This is a genomic window from Alysiella filiformis (assembly GCF_014054525.1).
Classification (GTDB): Bacteria; Pseudomonadota; Gammaproteobacteria; order Burkholderiales; family Neisseriaceae; genus Simonsiella; species Simonsiella filiformis.
This window is the reverse complement of sequence record NZ_CP059564.1, coordinates 2,030,820-2,046,678: the sequence shown is the minus strand read 5'-3', so window position 1 is coordinate 2,046,678 and position 15,859 is coordinate 2,030,820. Positions and strand designations below refer to the sequence as shown.

Below are 15,859 nucleotides of genomic sequence, written 5' to 3'. Positions count from 1 at the left end.
CCTGATTGATGATGAATTATGCGGCAATGTGAATGGCAATTTGTGCCACATCGTTTGCGCTATTGGGCAATGCCAAAGTACGCGCGTTTTTCGCCCATTTCAGGCAGCTTGGACGTGTGAGTCCCGCCAAAATTTCAGCCAATTTATCGGCAGTTAATTGCGATTGCGGCAAGAGCAAACCCGCTTCGGCAGAAACCATAAATCGCGCATTGGCGGTTTGGTGGTCGTCCACCGCGTGGGGGTAGGGAACAAGCAATGCGCCCACGCCAGCCGCCGTGAGTTCAGCAATCGTCAATGCGCCAGCGCGGCAAATCACCAAATCGGCGTGTTCGTATGCCGATTTCATGTCGTCCACAAATTCCATGCACTTGGCAGACACACCAGCCGCTTCATAAGCGCGTTGCAAAGCAGGCAATTTGCCTTTGCCCGATTGGTGTGTGATGTTGGGACGTGCGTGTTCGGGCAATTTGGCAAGGGCTTGTGGCACCAAATCGTTCAAAATTTGTGCGCCCAAGCTGCCGCCCACCACCAAAATATTCAGGCTGCCTGAACGGTTGGCAAAACGTTGCTCTGGCGCAGGCAAACGCGCAATATCGGCACGAACAGGATTGCCCACCAAACCATTGGGGTAATCGGCAAACGCATTGGGAAACGCATACAACACACGCGCCGCCCATTTTGCCAGCACTTTATTGGACAAACCCGCCACCGCATTTTGTTCGTGAATCACAATCGGTTTATCCAACATTTTGGCAGCAATGCCCCCTGGAAAGGTAACAAATCCACCAAAGCCAATCACGGCATCAACCCGATGTTTGATGATGATGTTTTTGGCAGCCTGAATCGCCTTAATCAGCATAAAAGGCAAAGCCAATTTGCGTGCCAAACCATTGCCACGCACGCCTTTCATGGCGATTGTTTCCAGCGTAATGCCATGTTGGGGAACAAGGCGTTCTTCCATGCTGTTTTGGCTGCCCAGCCACACCACTTGGTGTCCCTGTTCTTTCAAAGATTGCGCCACCGCCAATGCAGGGAAAATGTGTCCGCCAGTGCCACCAGCCATCAGTAAAAAGGTTTTTTGATTCATGATTTTCGCGTTCGTGTAATGGGTTTAGGTTGAGCCGATTTGGGTTCAGTAGGGTTTTCAGGCTGCGTTTCGTTGTCGGCAGCGTCTGGGTCGGGTTCTTTGGGGTCGCGTGGGTCGGCAACGTCAAAGCCACGAATTTTGCGGCGGTTTTCATAATCCACGCGCAGCAGCATGGTTAGGGCGATTATCATGATGATGAGCGATGAGCCACCATATGAAATCAAGGGTAAAGTCAAACCTTTGTTGGGCAACAGGCTGATGTTTACACCGATATTGATGAAACTTTGTACGCCTATCCACACACCTATGCCAATGGCGATGAATGAGCTGTAATGCAATTCCAAATCGCGGGCTTGTTTGCCAATGGAAAAGGCGCGAAACACAATCCAGCAATAACACAAAATCAATGCGGTTAGGGTAATCAAACCCAATTCTTCGGTAATCACGGCGGCGATGAAGTCGGTGTGCGCTTCGGGCAAAAAGCCGCGTTTAAACAAACCATTGCCCAAGCCTTCGCCAAACCAACCACCGCGTTCAATGGACATGAGCGAACCCATGCTTTGATAACCTGTGCCTGTGGGGTCTTTCCAAGGTTGCCACATCACGGCAATGCGGCGCATGCGAAATTCGGACGTTACCACCACCATAGACACAATCGCTGCCGCCACGCCCACCACAAACACAAACCATTTTCCAGGTAGGTTTGCCAAAAACAGCAAAGCCAAAGCAATGGCAAACACCACGGCTGCCGAACCCAAATCGCGCGTCATCAAAATGAAACCCACGCCCAAGCCCAAAGGCAGGGCAATCCATTTCACGCGCTTGAAATCGCGCAACACGTCCAGTCGGCGTTTGAAAAAGCTTGCCATATACATAATCGTAACCAGCTTAAACGCTTCACTGGGCTGGAATTTTATCCCCCCTGGTAGGGGCAGCCACCGCCGTGCGCCGTTCACTTCTTCGCCTGCAATGCCCACAATCAACAGCACCACCAGCGTCAGTGGCAACAGGAAAAACGTCCAGCGTTGCCAACGCCACATGGGAACACGCATCAAAATCGCCGCTAAAAACAAACCAAATCCCGCAAATTGCACCTGTTTGATGAAAAAAACGTTGCGATTGTCAAAATTGGACAAGCCTGCCTGTGCCACCGATGCGGAATACACCATGATTAAACCAAATGCCAATAAACACAACAACACCCACAACAGGGTTTTGTCGTGGTTGCCTTGTGTGCTTAAATCGCGGTCTAGTAGTTTGGATTGATTGATTTTTTTAAGTAAATTCATTTTGTTGGGATTGTGAAATTCGGGCAGCCAAATTGGCGCAAAAGGGGGTATTTTAGCGGAAAATTGCCCCCAGTTTAAGCTGCTGGGGCAAATTTATTTTTGGGCTGGTGTTTTGCGTTAAAATGCGCTTATTTTATCCACAAACGGACGCAAAATCATGCAAAAACACGATTTTTTGATTTGGGCAAGAAATGCCATGCACACCGAAATGCAGGCCATTGATGAAGTGGCACAATCTTTGGGCGACAGTTTTATTCAGGCTGCCGACAGCATTTTGCGTTGTGCGGGGCGCGTGATTGTGATGGGCATGGGCAAATCGGGGCATATTGGGCATAAAATTGCGGCAACGCTGGCTTCCACAGGCACGGCAGCGTTTTTTGTCCACCCTGCGGAGGCGGCGCATGGCGATTTGGGCATGATTGTTGATGGCGATGTGGTGCTGGCTTTGTCCAATTCGGGCGAAAGCGATGAAATTTTGGCGATTATTCCTGCGCTCAAACGCAAAAACATCACGTTGATTTGCATTACTGCCAAGGCGCAATCCAATATGGCGCGGTTTGCCGATATTCACATTCAGGCTGCGGTGTCGCAAGAGGCGTGTCCTTTGGGGCTTGCGCCCACGTCCAGCACCACGGCGGTGTTGGCTTTGGGCGATGCGTTGGCGATTGCGCTGCTTAAAGCGCGTCAGTTTACCCGCGAAGATTTTGCGTTCAGCCACCCAGCAGGCAGCTTGGGGCGCAAATTGCTGCTCACGGTGGGCGACATCATGCACACGGGCGATAAATTGCCTGCTGTGCCTGAACACACGCCACTCAAAAACGCGGTGGTTGCGATGAGCGAAAAAGGTTTGGGCATGATTGCGGTGTGCGATGTTGCAGGCTGCCTGAAAGGGATTTTGACCGATGGCGATTTGCGCCGCCTGTTTGAAACGCGCGACCATTTTGCCGATTTAACCGTAAACGATGTGATGAAAACCCAGCCCACCACCATTACCGCCAACAAACTTGCCAGCGAAGCCTTGAAATTGATGCAACAAAAACGCATTAGCGGATTGCTGGTTTGCGAAAAAAATCAACTGATTGGCGCATTGAACATGAACGATTTATTGCAAGCGCGGATTGTGTAAAACGCATTCAGGCTGCCTGAAAAAAGCTAACCCAATTTTACGCAAATTAAAATGTGTGCCATTTGCCTTGTTTTGCCAATGAAAAAAAATTTTCTGATGATTAAGATATTGTTTTTGCAATAAATGAAAATAACGCAATTTCTGTGCCAAATTCTGCTACAATGACAATATTTACTTTTCAGGCAGCCTGAATCATGTTTCCCCATTATCCTGAAAGCGTGTTGCAACGCGCTCAACACACCAAATTGCTGATTATGGACGTGGACGGCGTTTTAACCACAGGGCAGTTGTTTATTGCCAGCACGGGCGAAATCATCAAACCGTTTCACACTTTGGACGGACACGGCATCAAAATGTTGCAACAAACAGGCGTGCAAACCGCCATCATCACCGCGCGAAACGACCCCGCAGTCGCCACTCGCGCGGAACAACTGGGCATCACGCATTATTTTAAGGGCGTACACGACAAAAAATTGGCTTACGAACAGTTGTGCGAAATCGCCCAAGTTGCTGAAAATGAATGCGCTTTTGTGGGCGATGATGTGATTGATTTGCCCGTGATGGTGCGTTGCGGCTTGCCCATTGCGGTGCAAAACGCGCATTTTACCGTGCAGCAACGCGCCGCCTACATCACGCAAAAATCGGGCGGCATGGGCGCGGTGCGCGAAGTAACCGATTTGATTATGATGGCGCAAAACACGTTTCAGGCAGCCTTAAACGGATATGTGTCATGAATCGTTTTCGCAATTTGTTGTTTCCTTTGGCTTTGGCATTGATTTTGGGCGGATTGTCGGCGTGGCTGGAACGTGTGAGCGAAGTGTCGGTGGAAGAAGTGAAACTCGACCCCACCAAACCGCAATACAGTTTACAAACCTTGCACGGCAAACGCTTTGATGAACAAGGCTGGCTGAAAGAGCAAATCACCGCCGATTCAGCATGGCAGTTGCCCGACCAAAAAGAGGTTTTTTTGGACAATGCCCAACTCAAAATCCACGAAAAAGGCACAGAACAATACACCGTGGCAAGCCACCAAGCGCGTTATCATTTGGACAACAAAACCGCCATTTTGCAAAACGAAGTGGTGCTGACCGCGCCCGAATCCGCCAGCCGTCCTGCCGCACAAGTGAAAACCGACCATTTGCTTGTTCACACCCAAGCCCAAACCGCACAAACCGATGCGCCTGTTGAATTTACCTACGGCAAATCGCACGGCAGCGCAAACGGCTTGTTTTACGACCACAAAAGCGGCAAACTGGATTTGCCCAGCAACGTGAAAGCCATCATTTATGATTTTAAACACAAAAATTAAACCCATTTTGGGGATTATTTTGCTTGCAGGCAGCCTGAACGCCCACGCTTTGGAAAGCGACCGCAATCAACCCATTGCCATTGAAGCCGACCAAGGCTCGCTTGACCAAAAAAACCAAGTTACCACCTTTTCAGGCAATGTGATTATCAAACAAGGCAGCCTGAACATTCGTGCCGCCAATGTGCGCGTGAGCCAAGACAAAAGCGGCAACCAAACCATGAATGCCGAAGGCAACCCCGTTAAATTCGGGCAACAGCTTGAAAACAAAGGCTATGTAGAAGGTCAAGGCACAAGGGTGGAATATGCGTCTGCCACAGGTTTGGTCAAACTGTCGGGCAACGCCAAAGTGCAACGCGGTGGCGATGTGGCGGTGGGCGATGTGATTACCTACAATATGCGTACCGAAGTGTACACCGTGTTGGGGGGCAATGTTACGGGTGCGAAAAAAGGCGGTCGTGTGAGCGTCATCATTCAGCCCACCACCGTCAATAAAAACAAAAAATAATTTCAGGCAGCCTGAAAATGAAATCATCACATTTACACGTTAAAGGTTTACAAAAAACCTTTAAAAAACGCCAAGTTGTCAAAAATTTTTCTTTGGATATTTTGAGTGGCGAAGTCATTGGTTTGCTCGGGCCCAACGGTGCGGGCAAAACCACCAGTTTTTACATGATAGTCGGCTTAATCGCCGCCGATAATGGCACGATTACGCTGGACGGCAAAGAATTGCGCCACAGCCCCATACACGAACGCGCCCAAGCAGGCATAGGTTATTTGCCACAAGAAGCGTCCATTTTTCGCAAAATGACGGTGGAAGACAACATTCGCGCCATTTTGGAAATCCGTTTGCGCGACAAAAATGAAATTGAACAACAACTGAACAAATTGTTGGACGATTTGAACATTGGGCGATTGCGCCACAGTCCTGCGCCTGCCCTGTCGGGGGGCGAACGCCGCCGCGTGGAAATTGCGCGTGTGTTGGCGATGCAGCCGCGCTTTATTTTGCTGGACGAACCATTTGCAGGCGTGGACCCGATTGCCGTGATTGACATTCAAAAAATCATTGAATTTTTGAAACAACGCGGCATAGGCGTGTTGATTACCGACCACAATGTGCGCGAAACCCTGCGTATTTGCGACCGCGCCTACATCATCAGCGATGGCACGGTGTTGGCATCGGGCAAACCCGATGAGTTGGTCAATGACGAACAAGTGCGTAAAGTGTATTTGGGCGATAATTTTACTTATTGATTGATAAAGAAAAATGTTTTTCAGGCAGCTTTTGAAAAGGGCAAACACATTTGGGCTGCCTGAAACACATTCCCTCCCCCGTTTGACGGGGGAGGGTTAGGGTGGGGGGGCTCGCCAATGTTCTAACCCCCACCCCAGCCCTCCCCCCTTCAAAGGGGGAGGGGGCAGATTTCAGCCCGTATTTCATTTTTCAGCCCGTATTTCATTTTGTTGTCCATTGAAAGGCAGCCTGAAAACAGGTTAAAGTTATGACTTCCAATCATCTTCAACTCAAACTGCGACAAACCCAGCAATTAAGCCAAAACTTGCAATATTCCCTGCGCGTGCTGCAAATGTCAGGTCAGGAAATTGAGCGAGAGGTGGAAGATTGGCTTGCCGACAACCCTCTGCTGGAACGCGCGCCCCTGCCTGAAAGTCCGCTTGAACCCAATCGTTTATCGGCAGCCATTTCGCAAACCCACCGTCATTTGGGCGGCGATGATGCCGAAAATGCGTGGGAAAATTTGGCAGCAGAAGAAAATTTGTATCACTATTTGCACGCCCAAGTTTGCGAACACCCACTTACCGAATTGGAAGCGGCTCATGTTCATGTTTTGATTGATTTTTTGGACGAGCATGGCTATTTAACCGAAAGCGTGGAAGACATCATAGACCACACCCCTTTGGAATGGCAGCTTTGTGAAGAAGACATTGAAATTGCAATAGAAAATTTGCAAAATTTTGAACCAGCAGGCATCGCCACCGCCAATTTGAATCAATCGCTGTTGCACCAATTATCGCGTTTGCCAGCAAGCCATGTGCGCCGTTGTGCCGCCATGATTGTGAAAGACCATTTGGACGAATTGCGCCCCAGTCAAAAACAAAACATCAATTTTTTAAGCAAAAAGCTGCCTGAATACCCAGCCGAAACCATTCAGGCAGCCTTGGAAATGATTGCCGATTTAAACCCTTATCCTGCTTATGGTTTTGCCAGCGATGAGCCAACGTCCTACATTCAGCCCGAAGTGAGCGTAAAGGAAACCGCACAAGGCTGGGTGGTGCAAAGCAACGACCACGTTTTTCCGCGCGTGCAAATCAACACTGAATTGGCAGACGCGCTCAACGAAGCCGAAGAAATTGACCCCATTTGGAAAGAAAAAAACGCCGAAGCCAAACAAAAAGTGGATATGCTCAATCAACGCAAATCCACCGTGATTCGCATAGCCGAATACATTGTTGAAAGACAACAGGATTTTTTTGAATTTGGCGAAATGGGCTTGGTGCCAATGTTGCTCAAAGAATGCGCCCAATATTTGGATTTGGCAGAAAGCACGATTTCTCGCGCGGTCAATCAGAAATATTTGGCGTGTCCGCGTGGCATTTTTCCCTTGCGCTACTTTTTCAGCCAAACGGCGGTTACGGGCGAAGACGATGAGGGCATCAGCCAAAATGTGATTAAGGCTTTGCTGGTGCAAATCATCAATGCTGAAAACAAGCAAAAACCGTATAGCGACAATGAGTTAATGAATTTGCTCAAACAACAAGGCATCAGCATTTCGCGCCGCACGGTGGCAAAATACCGCGATTTGCTCGGCATTGCGGCTGCGAGCGGACGACAAGAATGTTGAGTTTATTCTTTTTTAAAACAAGGGTTTCAGGTTTTCAGGCAGCCTGAACGCTTGCGATTGCTGTTTTTTTGGTATAGACTGAAATTCATGCTACTTTCTGCTGTTTAAATGTTGATTTTAAACGGTTTTTCTGTGTCGCTCATTTTTAGGAGTTGGTATCATGAATCTGCACATTACGGGTTTGCACATTGAAGTAACGAATGCCATGCGTGAATACGTTGAAAAGAAAATGTCGCGCATCAATCGCCACAGCGATGGCTTGATTAGTGTCAATATCACGCTTTCTGCCGAAAAAACGCAGCACAAAGCCGCCGCACAAGCACATTTGGCGGGCAAAGATTTGCACGTTGAAGCCATTGAAAGTGAAATGTATGCCGCCATTGATGTGTTGATGGACAAACTTGACCGCGCCATTTTGCAACACAAGGAAAAAGCCAATCGCCATTAAAATTTTACCCCTTAAATGGAAAATGGGCTGCCTGAATCGTTTTCAGGCAGCTTTTTTTGTTAAAATCGGTTAAAATAATGCTTTTTCAGGCAGCTTTATTGCACATTTATGCCACACACACAGTTACTCACTTTATTGGCAGACGCGCAACCTCATCACATTACCGAATTGGCGCGTGTCAGCCAGCGTTTGCCGCAGCAGCTCAATGCCTTGTGGCAACAGCAACCCGACCACATTCGCGGTTTGCTCCGCCAGCAAGATGGTTTGTGGCGATTGGTGCGTCCTTTGGCGTTGGTTCCCGAATCGCATCGTTGTGCCGATTTTCATTTGCGGATTTACCCTGAAACCACGTCCAGCAACGATGAATTGATGAATATGGCAAAACAAGGGCGCAGCATACACAAGCGCGTTGCCTTGGCGTATCAGCAAAGCAAAGGGCGCGGCAGACAAGGCAGGGTGTGGGAACACCGCTTGGGCGAGTGCCTGATGTTCAGCGTGGGTTGGACTTTTGCTCAATCACAACAGGAACTTGGGGCTTTGTCTTTGCTGGTGGCTTTGGCGTGTCAGCGTGTGTTGGTGCGCCATCATTGCCCTGTGAAAATCAAATGGTCTAACGATTTGATGTTGGGTTTGGATAAATTGGGCGGCATTTTGGTGGAATCGGTGCGCTTAAACGGTCAAACCCATGTGATTATGGGCATAGGCATCAATTTTGTTTTGCCCAAAAATGTGGAAAATGCCGCCTCGCTGCACACCGCCCAATGCAAAAGCACCGCCGCGCAAATTTTGGACGACATTTTGCACGAATTGAATCTCATGCTGCCTGAATTTGAAACGGCAGGTTTTGCCCCGTTTCGCGCTGAATACGAAGCCGTCCACCGCGACCACAATCAGGAAGTGGTGTTGTTGCAAAATGGCGCGGTGTTGCACGAAGGCAAAGTGGTGGGCATTGCGCCAAACGGTGCATTGCAATTACAAAATGAATCGGGCAATAGGGTAACGGTTTTCAGTGGCGAAGTCAGTTTGCGCCGCCCCGAACAAATCGCACAACAAAATGCCCAGCACATTCAGGCAGCCCAAATGGCGCAAAAAGCCTATTTGCTGTTGGACGGTGGCAACAGTCGCCTAAAATGGGCGTGGGTGCAAAATGGCAAAATTGTGCATACCAACCACGCGCCCTATCGTGATTTGGGCATTTTGGCAGATGAGTGGGCAAAATACGGACAAAACGTGTCGCGCATTGTGGGGTCGGCGGTGTGCGGTTTGGCGAAACAGGCTTTGGTGGCAAACAGGCTGCCTGAAAAGCGCATAGAATGGTTGTCATCAATGAAACGCGCTTTGGGGGTGTACAATCACTACCAAAATCCAGCTCAACACGGTGCCGACCGTTGGTTCAATGCCTTGGGCAGCCGCTTGTTTAGCCAAAATGCGTGTGTGGTGGTCAGTTGCGGTACGGCGGTTACGGTTGATGCGATGACAGCCGATGGGCATTATTTGGGTGGGACAATCATGCCAGGGTTTCACTTGATGAAAGAGTCGCTTGCCATCAAAACCGCCAATTTAAATCAACCACTTGGCAAATTGTTCCCCTTTCCCACCACCACCGCCAATGCCATAGCAGGCGGCATGATGGACGCGGTGTGTGGCTCTGTGATGTTGATGCACAGCCGTTTGCAAGCGCGATGTTCAGGCAGCCCAACCGATGTCATCATCACAGGTGGCGGCGCAGCAAAAGTTGCCAATGCGCTGCCCGAAACTTTTCTTTTAGACAATACCGTCAAAATTGTAGATAATTTGGTTATTTACGGCTTGCTCGCCTACATAGAGCAAGCACCATCAAGTATTTTGAATACAGAAAGACAATGACAACATGAAATGGCTTTTTATTACCTTGATTGGTTTGAATTTAATTGTGTTTGCAGGCATGATTGCAGGCAAAATGTGGAAAGAATACAAACCCGCACCTGCCGTTGCCACAGCGCAGCAACCCACACAAATCATCATTCACGCCAATGATTTAAGTGGCAACGGTGCAGCAGCCCTTGCCGCAAGTGGCGTGGTATTGGGCAAAGGCGCAGGTGGCAATACAAGCCCCAATGTCATCAAACAGCCCCCAGTTGTGAAACCCGAACCACCCAAGCCACAGCCACCACTTGTTAAAGATAAGGGTGGCAATGGCAACACGCACAAATTGGAAGCATTGGAAAAACCACAAGCCAGCTACAAAAATTGCTCCGCGCGTGTGAGTTTGCCCGAAGACGATTACCATCGCATTAAAGGTTTGCTGGGCAAATATCCCCATGCAGCAAGCCGTCAAGTGGTTGAAAACACAGGAGATGAAGGTGGACAAAGCACATCGCGCATGAATGTGTTGTTCATGTCGGTGAGCGACCAAGAGGCTGGGGCGATTCAAGCTGTGGTGGGGCGTTATGGTCAATTACACCGCGCACCGTGCAATAAATAAAATCCCAAAAAACAAAAACAAGCTGCCTGAAAAGTTTTCAGGCAGCTTTTGGCTTTTTCAAGGTTTAAACGCGAATTTGCCCATCGCCCAACACAATCCATTTTTGCGAAGTCAAACCGTGCAAACCCACAGGGCCACGCACATGAATTTTGTCGGTGGAAATGCCGATTTCCGCACCCAAGCCATATTCAAAACCATCGGCAAAGCGCGTGGAGACATTGACCATTACACTTGCGCTGTCCACTTGGCGCAAAAAGCGGTTTGCCAGCGTGTAGTTTTCGGTAACAATGCTGTCGGTGTGGTGGCTACCGTATTGATTGATATGGGAAATTGCCTCGTCCTCATTGTCCACCATTTTGATGGACAAAATGGGTGCAAGGTATTCGGTTGCCCAATCTTCATCGCTGGCAGCCTGAATGTGGGGCAGGATTGCGCGTGTTTTCAGGCAGCCACGCAATTCAACCGATTTTGTGGCATACAAATCAGCCAGTTGTGGCAAAATTTCCGCCGCACGGCTGGTGTGAATCAACAACGTTTCCATTGTGTTGCAAGTGCCGTAGCGCGAAGTTTTGGCATTGAAAGCAATGTTTAAAGCCTTTGTTTTATCAGCAAATTCATCAATATAAACGTGGCAGATGCCGTCCAAATGCTTAATCACAGGCACACGCGATTCTTGGCTGATGCGCGACACCAAACTTTTGCCACCGCGCGGAATAATCACATCAATCAAATCAACGGCTTGTAGCATATCGCCAACGTGCTGGCGGTCGGTGCTTGCCACAAAACACACCGCGTTTTCAGGCAGCCCAGTTTCGTGCAAAGCCTGTTGAATCAATTTTGCCAAAGCCATATTGCTGTGAAACGCCTCGCTGCCGCCGCGCAAAATGCAAGCATTGCCCGATTTCAGGCACAAAGCCGCCGCGTCCACCGTAACATTGGGGCGCGATTCGTAAATCATGCCAATCACGCCAAGCGGTACGCGCATTTTGCCAATGCGTAAACCATTGGGGCGCAAACGAAATTCGTCCATTTCCCCAATCGGGTCGGGCAGCGCGATGATTTGGTGCAAGCCCTCGCACATCGCGGCAAGGCTTTTTTCGTTGAGCTGCAAACGGTCAAGCATGGCATTGTCCAAACCTTTGGCTTGGGCATTTTGCATATCTTGTTGATTGGCTTGTAAAATGGCATTTTGGTTTGCCAGAATCAAATCCGCCAAACGCTGTAATGCCGCATTTTTATCGTGGCTGCTGGCTTGTGCCAGTTGGTAAAATGCAACACGCGCACATTGTGCTTTATTTTCAATATATTGTTGTGAATCGGACATGATGGTTTTCCTTTAAAACGGCTTTTCAGGCAGCCTGAAAACCCATTTTGACGCAAGAAATGCAAAAATTGACAAAATAATACAAAGCCTTAAACATGGCGCATGAATTATAGCAGAAATCAAGGATATGTAACTCTATTACATGGTTTTTTTCTGATTGTTAAGAAATGTTTGTTTTTTTGAATTTGTTGGCAAAATCAGCTAGAATGGCAAACCATCAGATTTTTACAAAGATTAGGGATACATGATAATGAAAAATCAATGGATTTATCTGCCTGTTTTTATAGGGACATTTTTTATTGGTGCGTGTACGCCCAATCCCGAAAAAAACGATTCCAGCAATGTGCCATTCCCGCAATCCACCATTGGCGCATCGGTAAGCAGTATTGAAACCAACCCCTTTTTCCAAGGCATGTACAAATCCATGGAAAACGTGGGCAAAGAGCAAAGCAACCTCACGCTGCTGCTGGACAGTGCCGCCAACCAACAAGACAAACAAAACACCCAATTAGACGGCATGATTGAACGCGGTGCAAAAGCCTTGGTTGTGAATTTGGCAGACGTGGGCTTTGGCGCAGAAATGGTCAAAAAATATTGCGACAAGAAAATCCCTGTGGTTTACATCAACCGCAGCCCAAATGAAAAAAGTTTGGCAGCTTGCGACACGGCTTATTTTGTGGACGGTGATGCCGCCCAAGCTGGCGTGTTGCAAGGCTTGCAAGTATTAAAAGCATGGCAAGCCAACCCACAGTGGGACAAAAACAAAGACGGCAAAATCCAATATGCCATGATTGAAGGCATTCCCAATCACGCAGGTGCCATGGCGCGTACCAAATGGTCGGTCGGCACCATGGAAAATTACCCCAGCTTGGGTGTGCCTGTGCAAAAAGTTTTGCAAGATTACGGTATGTTCCAAGCGCAAGCCACCAAAGAATTGATGACCAAATGGGTGGCGCAGCCTGAATTTGCCAATGTGGAAGTGATTTTGGCAAACAACGATACCATGGCTTTGGGCGCGGTGGAGATTTTGCAACAAAACAATCAAAAAATCCCCGTGTTTGGCATTGATGGTTCAAAAGCGGCTTTGGAGGCATTCAATTCAGGCAGCATGGCAGGCACGGTGTTCAACGATTTTGATGCACAATCGCGCACCGCAGTACGCATGGCAGCCAATTTGGCGGCAGGTAAACCCGTTTTAGAAGGTGTACCCTATGAAATGGAATACAAAGTTGTGAAAGTGCCCTATCAAGACATTCACAGCGACAACATCAAAGATTTTATGGCAATTCAATAATCAGCAAATTTTTGATTTGATTAAGGTTAAAGTAAATGAAGACAAAAAATTCTGCTACGGGCTTAAAAAAATATCGCGGTTTGCTGATATTGATTGGTCTGTTTTTGCTTTTAACGGTGGGCATGTTGATTGCCAACTTTATTTCAACACGCTATTTCACGCAACAATCGCAAGTAACCAGCTTGGCAACCCAACAGGGCGTATTCATTCAACAAATGTCCAAAAACTTGATGGACGTGGATTTGTATATCCAACAACAAATTCACGAAGAAGAGCATGAACACGCCAACCAATCGGCTGCACAACAGCATGAAGCAGGCGTGATTGAATTGAGTGAGTTACCCCAAGATGGTTTAAACCGCATCAGCGAAATCAAAACCTTGAAAGACAATTTTGAGCAGTCGTTGCAAGCCTTTGAAAAAGGTGGTGAATTTCAAGGTGTGCAAGTGCCTGCCTTATCGGGCAAAGCCAAACAACACGCCGAGCGCATTCGCGAAATTTGGAATCCTTACTTGGGTTTGATTGACAATTTTATTGAAGACACGCAAAGCAATAAAATTTCAGCAAAAACCAGTACTTATTTAGTGGATTATACCCGTTTGTACAACCAAACGCTGCTGAATGAAAGCCAAGCCATGACCAATATTTTGAACGCACACGTTGTGTACCGTTCGGATATTGTGCAAATGATTACGTTGGCGGCATTGATTGGCGCGTTTTTGCTGTTTGGTTTGATTGTGTTTGGTTCGTTTGGTCAATTACTTAAAGGCGATGCCTTGCTGGAACGCGCCAACCAAGAGATGGGCGAAATCATGTCGTCGGTGCGCGAAGGTTTGTTCTTGATTGACAAAGAATTTGTCATCGGTAACGAATATTCCGCCAACTTGGAAGAGTTGATTGGCAGCAAAAATTTGGGTGGCAAGAGCTTTTTGGACGTAGCCGAAAGCCTGCTGCCTGAAAGCGAAATTGAAACGCTGCAAGTGTTTGTGGAACAGCTTTACAGCGAATGGGTAATGGAAGATTTGATTGAAGACTTGAATCCATTGCACCGTATTGTGGTTACGCAAAGCAACGGTCAGCCGCGTTATTTGGATTTCCGCTTTTTCCGCGTAACCCAAAATGAAAAAATTGAACGCGTCTTGGTGAACGTGGTGGACAGCACGCAAGCGGTGTTGCTGCAAGCGAGCTTGGAAGCGCAACAAGAGCAAGAAAAACGCGAAATGGAAATGCTCAATACCATTTTGAATACCGATGCGGGCATTTTGGCGGGCTTTATTCAAGTTACCAAACAGCGTTTAACCGAAATCAACGAAAGCCTGAAATCGGAAGAAACGGGGCAAATGGAATTGCGCGCAAAAGTGAATTTCATCGGTCGTGCGATTCACGGTATCAAGGGCGAATCGTCTTCTTTGCGTTTGCGCCGTATGGTGGACATTTGCGAAAATGTGGAAGACAATTTGGGCGTTTTACGCAATCAATCCAGCCTGAATGGTCAGGACTTTTTGGGTTTGGTGGTGTTGCTGGAAGATTTGTATCGCCTAACCGATATTTTGGACAATTATAGCCAACGCATGAATGGTGGCTCGGGCGAAAGCGTGAAAAATGCCGTGCAGCAGCCTGAAAAAGGCAGTTCAGGCAGCCAAAATCCGATGCAAGCGCGTTTGGCGCATTTGCAAAAATTTGTGCAAGACATTGCCAAGCGCGAACACAAACAAGCCAATTTAACCGTGCAAGGTTTTGAAAAAGCCCAGTTTGACAACGCCAAATGGCAGCCGATTCAAGACATTTTGGTGCAAATTTTACGCAATTCGGTGGTGCATGGTATTGAGCCACAAAATGTGCGTCAAGCGCGACAAAAATCTGCCATTGGTGAATTGAAATTGTCGTTTAGCGAAGACAAAAACTTCTATCATTTGACTGCCGAAGACGATGGCAATGGCATCAATTTTGACGCAATTCGCGCCAAGGCTGTGGAGCAGGGACAATACAGCCCAGCACAAGTTGCCCAGTTGAGCCGCAATCAATTATTGGCTTTGATGATGAGCGATGGTTTTTCCACGCTTGACCACGCTTCGGAAGACGCTGGCAAGGGCGTGGGCATGGGCATCATCAAAGAGTCGGTCAAACAAATGGGTGGAAAAATGAATGTGGCAAGCGCGTTTGAGCAATACACGCGGTTTACATTCTCTTTCCCCAAGAAATAAGTTAAAATAATCGGTGCGGTCGCAGATTGTGTGTGCTGCACCGATTAAAATACCAGAGGAAAGAAAGCAAAATGTATAAGTTAATGATTGTTGATGATTCAAACGTCATCAGAAATCGCATTGAACGCGGTATGAGACAGTTACAAATGGAAGTTGTGGCAAGCGCGGCAAATGGTGAAGAAGCCATCGTTCAGTTTCAGCAGCATCGCCCCCAGTTTATTACCATGGATTTGACCATGCCTTATATGGACGGCTTGGAGTGTATTCAAAAGTTGAAAACCTTGGATTCTAATGTGAATATTTTGGTGGTGTCGGCATTGTCTGACCGCAAAACGGGTTTACGCGCTTTACAATATGGGGCGCGTGGTTTTATTTGTAAGCCATTTACCGATGAGCAACTGACTTCTGCTTTGGGCAAAATGGTGGAAAATTATCGCAAAATTCAATAAAAAATAC

15 protein-coding genes are annotated in these 15,859 nt (G+C 47.8%); 12 read left to right on the top strand and 3 right to left on the bottom strand.

From position 1 onward, the window contains the following. Positions 1-16: 16 nt before the first annotated feature. A complete protein-coding gene (murG, locus tag H3L97_RS10075) occupies positions 17-1,087 on the bottom strand; it encodes an undecaprenyldiphospho-muramoylpentapeptide beta-N-acetylglucosaminyltransferase (protein ID WP_097113405.1) in 1,071 nt (356 codons plus the stop codon). Further along, positions 1,084-2,376, bottom strand: coding sequence for a putative lipid II flippase FtsW (gene ftsW / locus H3L97_RS10070; protein WP_097113406.1), 1,293 nt, complete (start codon positions 2,374-2,376; stop codon positions 1,084-1,086). The genes murG and ftsW overlap by 4 nt, the downstream gene beginning before the upstream one ends. Before the next feature lie 157 nt (positions 2,377-2,533). Here ftsW and H3L97_RS10065 point away from each other — a divergent pair, with 157 nt between their 5' ends. From H3L97_RS10065 to H3L97_RS10025, 9 genes are all read left to right on the top strand, one after another. Next, positions 2,534-3,502: a KpsF/GutQ family sugar-phosphate isomerase gene (locus H3L97_RS10065; protein WP_097113407.1), complete on the top strand. Its 969-nt coding sequence runs from the start codon at positions 2,534-2,536 to the stop codon at positions 3,500-3,502. A 194-nt stretch (positions 3,503-3,696) separates the two neighbouring features. Continuing rightward, the gene (locus H3L97_RS10060) at positions 3,697-4,236 is read left to right on the top strand and encodes a KdsC family phosphatase (RefSeq protein ID WP_097113408.1); all 540 of its coding nucleotides are present in this window, start codon (positions 3,697-3,699) and stop codon (positions 4,234-4,236) included. Next, on the top strand, positions 4,233-4,811 hold the full coding sequence (gene lptC, locus H3L97_RS10055) for an LPS export ABC transporter periplasmic protein LptC (protein ID WP_097113410.1): 579 nt from the start codon (positions 4,233-4,235) through the stop codon (positions 4,809-4,811). The genes H3L97_RS10060 and lptC overlap by 4 nt, the downstream gene beginning before the upstream one ends. Further along, positions 4,789-5,316, top strand: coding sequence for a lipopolysaccharide transport periplasmic protein LptA (lptA, locus tag H3L97_RS10050; RefSeq protein WP_097113411.1), 528 nt, complete (start codon positions 4,789-4,791; stop codon positions 5,314-5,316). The genes lptC and lptA overlap by 23 nt, the downstream gene beginning before the upstream one ends. Before the next feature lie 17 nt (positions 5,317-5,333). Further along, a complete protein-coding gene (lptB, locus tag H3L97_RS10045; RefSeq protein WP_097113412.1) occupies positions 5,334-6,062 on the top strand; it encodes an LPS export ABC transporter ATP-binding protein in 729 nt (242 codons plus the stop codon). Between the two features lie 248 nt (positions 6,063-6,310). Next, positions 6,311-7,669, top strand: a complete 1,359-nt coding sequence (gene rpoN / locus H3L97_RS10040) for an RNA polymerase factor sigma-54 (protein WP_097113413.1) — start codon at positions 6,311-6,313, stop codon at positions 7,667-7,669. Positions 7,670-7,829: 160 nt separating this feature from the next. Beyond that, positions 7,830-8,117 carry a ribosome hibernation-promoting factor, HPF/YfiA family gene (hpf, locus tag H3L97_RS10035; RefSeq protein ID WP_097113414.1) on the top strand — a complete coding sequence of 96 codons (288 nt, stop codon included), beginning with the start codon at positions 7,830-7,832 and terminating at the stop codon, positions 8,115-8,117. Positions 8,118-8,225: 108 nt separating this feature from the next. Further along, positions 8,226-9,983 carry a biotin--[acetyl-CoA-carboxylase] ligase gene (locus tag H3L97_RS10030; protein ID WP_097113415.1) on the top strand — a complete coding sequence of 586 codons (1,758 nt, stop codon included), beginning with the start codon at positions 8,226-8,228 and terminating at the stop codon, positions 9,981-9,983. Between the two features lie 4 nt (positions 9,984-9,987). After that, the gene (locus tag H3L97_RS10025) at positions 9,988-10,581 is read left to right on the top strand and encodes a cell division protein (RefSeq protein WP_097113416.1); all 594 of its coding nucleotides are present in this window, start codon (positions 9,988-9,990) and stop codon (positions 10,579-10,581) included. Between the two features lie 64 nt (positions 10,582-10,645). Here H3L97_RS10025 and H3L97_RS10020 read toward each other — a convergent pair whose 3' ends face one another. Continuing rightward, positions 10,646-11,905: a glutamate-5-semialdehyde dehydrogenase gene (locus H3L97_RS10020; RefSeq protein ID WP_097113418.1), complete on the bottom strand. Its 1,260-nt coding sequence runs from the start codon at positions 11,903-11,905 to the stop codon at positions 10,646-10,648. A 250-nt stretch (positions 11,906-12,155) separates the two neighbouring features. On the opposite strand from H3L97_RS10020, the gene H3L97_RS10015 reads away from it, so the two are divergent. The 3 genes from H3L97_RS10015 to H3L97_RS10005 all read left to right on the top strand — a co-directional run bounded on the left by H3L97_RS10015 (position 12,156) and on the right by H3L97_RS10005 (position 15,852). Then, entirely contained in the window at positions 12,156-13,199 is a 1,044-nt protein-coding gene (locus H3L97_RS10015; RefSeq protein ID WP_097113419.1) for a galactose ABC transporter substrate-binding protein, read from the top strand. A gap of 35 nt (positions 13,200-13,234) precedes the next feature. Next, positions 13,235-15,403, top strand: coding sequence for an ATP-binding protein (locus tag H3L97_RS10010; RefSeq protein ID WP_097113420.1), 2,169 nt, complete (start codon positions 13,235-13,237; stop codon positions 15,401-15,403). A 71-nt stretch (positions 15,404-15,474) separates the two neighbouring features. After that, on the top strand, positions 15,475-15,852 hold the full coding sequence (locus H3L97_RS10005; protein WP_218839666.1) for a response regulator: 378 nt from the start codon (positions 15,475-15,477) through the stop codon (positions 15,850-15,852). Positions 15,853-15,859 lie beyond the last annotated feature (7 nt).

What these genes read in the sequence shown, in the direction of transcription:
- murG (WP_097113405.1), bottom strand. Translation starts at nt 1,087, where the DNA reads ATGAATCAAAAAACCTTTTTACTGATGGCTGGTGGCACTGGCGGACAC.
- ftsW (WP_097113406.1), bottom strand. Translation starts at nt 2,376, where the DNA reads ATGAATTTACTTAAAAAAATCAATCAATCCAAACTACTAGACCGCGAT.
- H3L97_RS10065 (WP_097113407.1), top strand. Translation starts at nt 2,534, where the DNA reads ATGCAAAAACACGATTTTTTGATTTGGGCAAGAAATGCCATGCACACC.
- H3L97_RS10060 (WP_097113408.1), top strand. Translation starts at nt 3,697, where the DNA reads ATGTTTCCCCATTATCCTGAAAGCGTGTTGCAACGCGCTCAACACACC.
- lptC (WP_097113410.1), top strand. Translation starts at nt 4,233, where the DNA reads ATGAATCGTTTTCGCAATTTGTTGTTTCCTTTGGCTTTGGCATTGATT.
- lptA (WP_097113411.1), top strand. Translation starts at nt 4,789, where the DNA reads ATGATTTTAAACACAAAAATTAAACCCATTTTGGGGATTATTTTGCTT.
- lptB (WP_097113412.1), top strand. Translation starts at nt 5,334, where the DNA reads ATGAAATCATCACATTTACACGTTAAAGGTTTACAAAAAACCTTTAAA.
- rpoN (WP_097113413.1), top strand. Translation starts at nt 6,311, where the DNA reads ATGACTTCCAATCATCTTCAACTCAAACTGCGACAAACCCAGCAATTA.
- hpf (WP_097113414.1), top strand. Translation starts at nt 7,830, where the DNA reads ATGAATCTGCACATTACGGGTTTGCACATTGAAGTAACGAATGCCATG.
- H3L97_RS10030 (WP_097113415.1), top strand. Translation starts at nt 8,226, where the DNA reads ATGCCACACACACAGTTACTCACTTTATTGGCAGACGCGCAACCTCAT.
- H3L97_RS10025 (WP_097113416.1), top strand. Translation starts at nt 9,988, where the DNA reads ATGAAATGGCTTTTTATTACCTTGATTGGTTTGAATTTAATTGTGTTT.
- H3L97_RS10020 (WP_097113418.1), bottom strand. Translation starts at nt 11,905, where the DNA reads ATGTCCGATTCACAACAATATATTGAAAATAAAGCACAATGTGCGCGT.
- H3L97_RS10015 (WP_097113419.1), top strand. Translation starts at nt 12,156, where the DNA reads ATGAAAAATCAATGGATTTATCTGCCTGTTTTTATAGGGACATTTTTT.
- H3L97_RS10010 (WP_097113420.1), top strand. Translation starts at nt 13,235, where the DNA reads ATGAAGACAAAAAATTCTGCTACGGGCTTAAAAAAATATCGCGGTTTG.
- H3L97_RS10005 (WP_218839666.1), top strand. Translation starts at nt 15,475, where the DNA reads ATGTATAAGTTAATGATTGTTGATGATTCAAACGTCATCAGAAATCGC.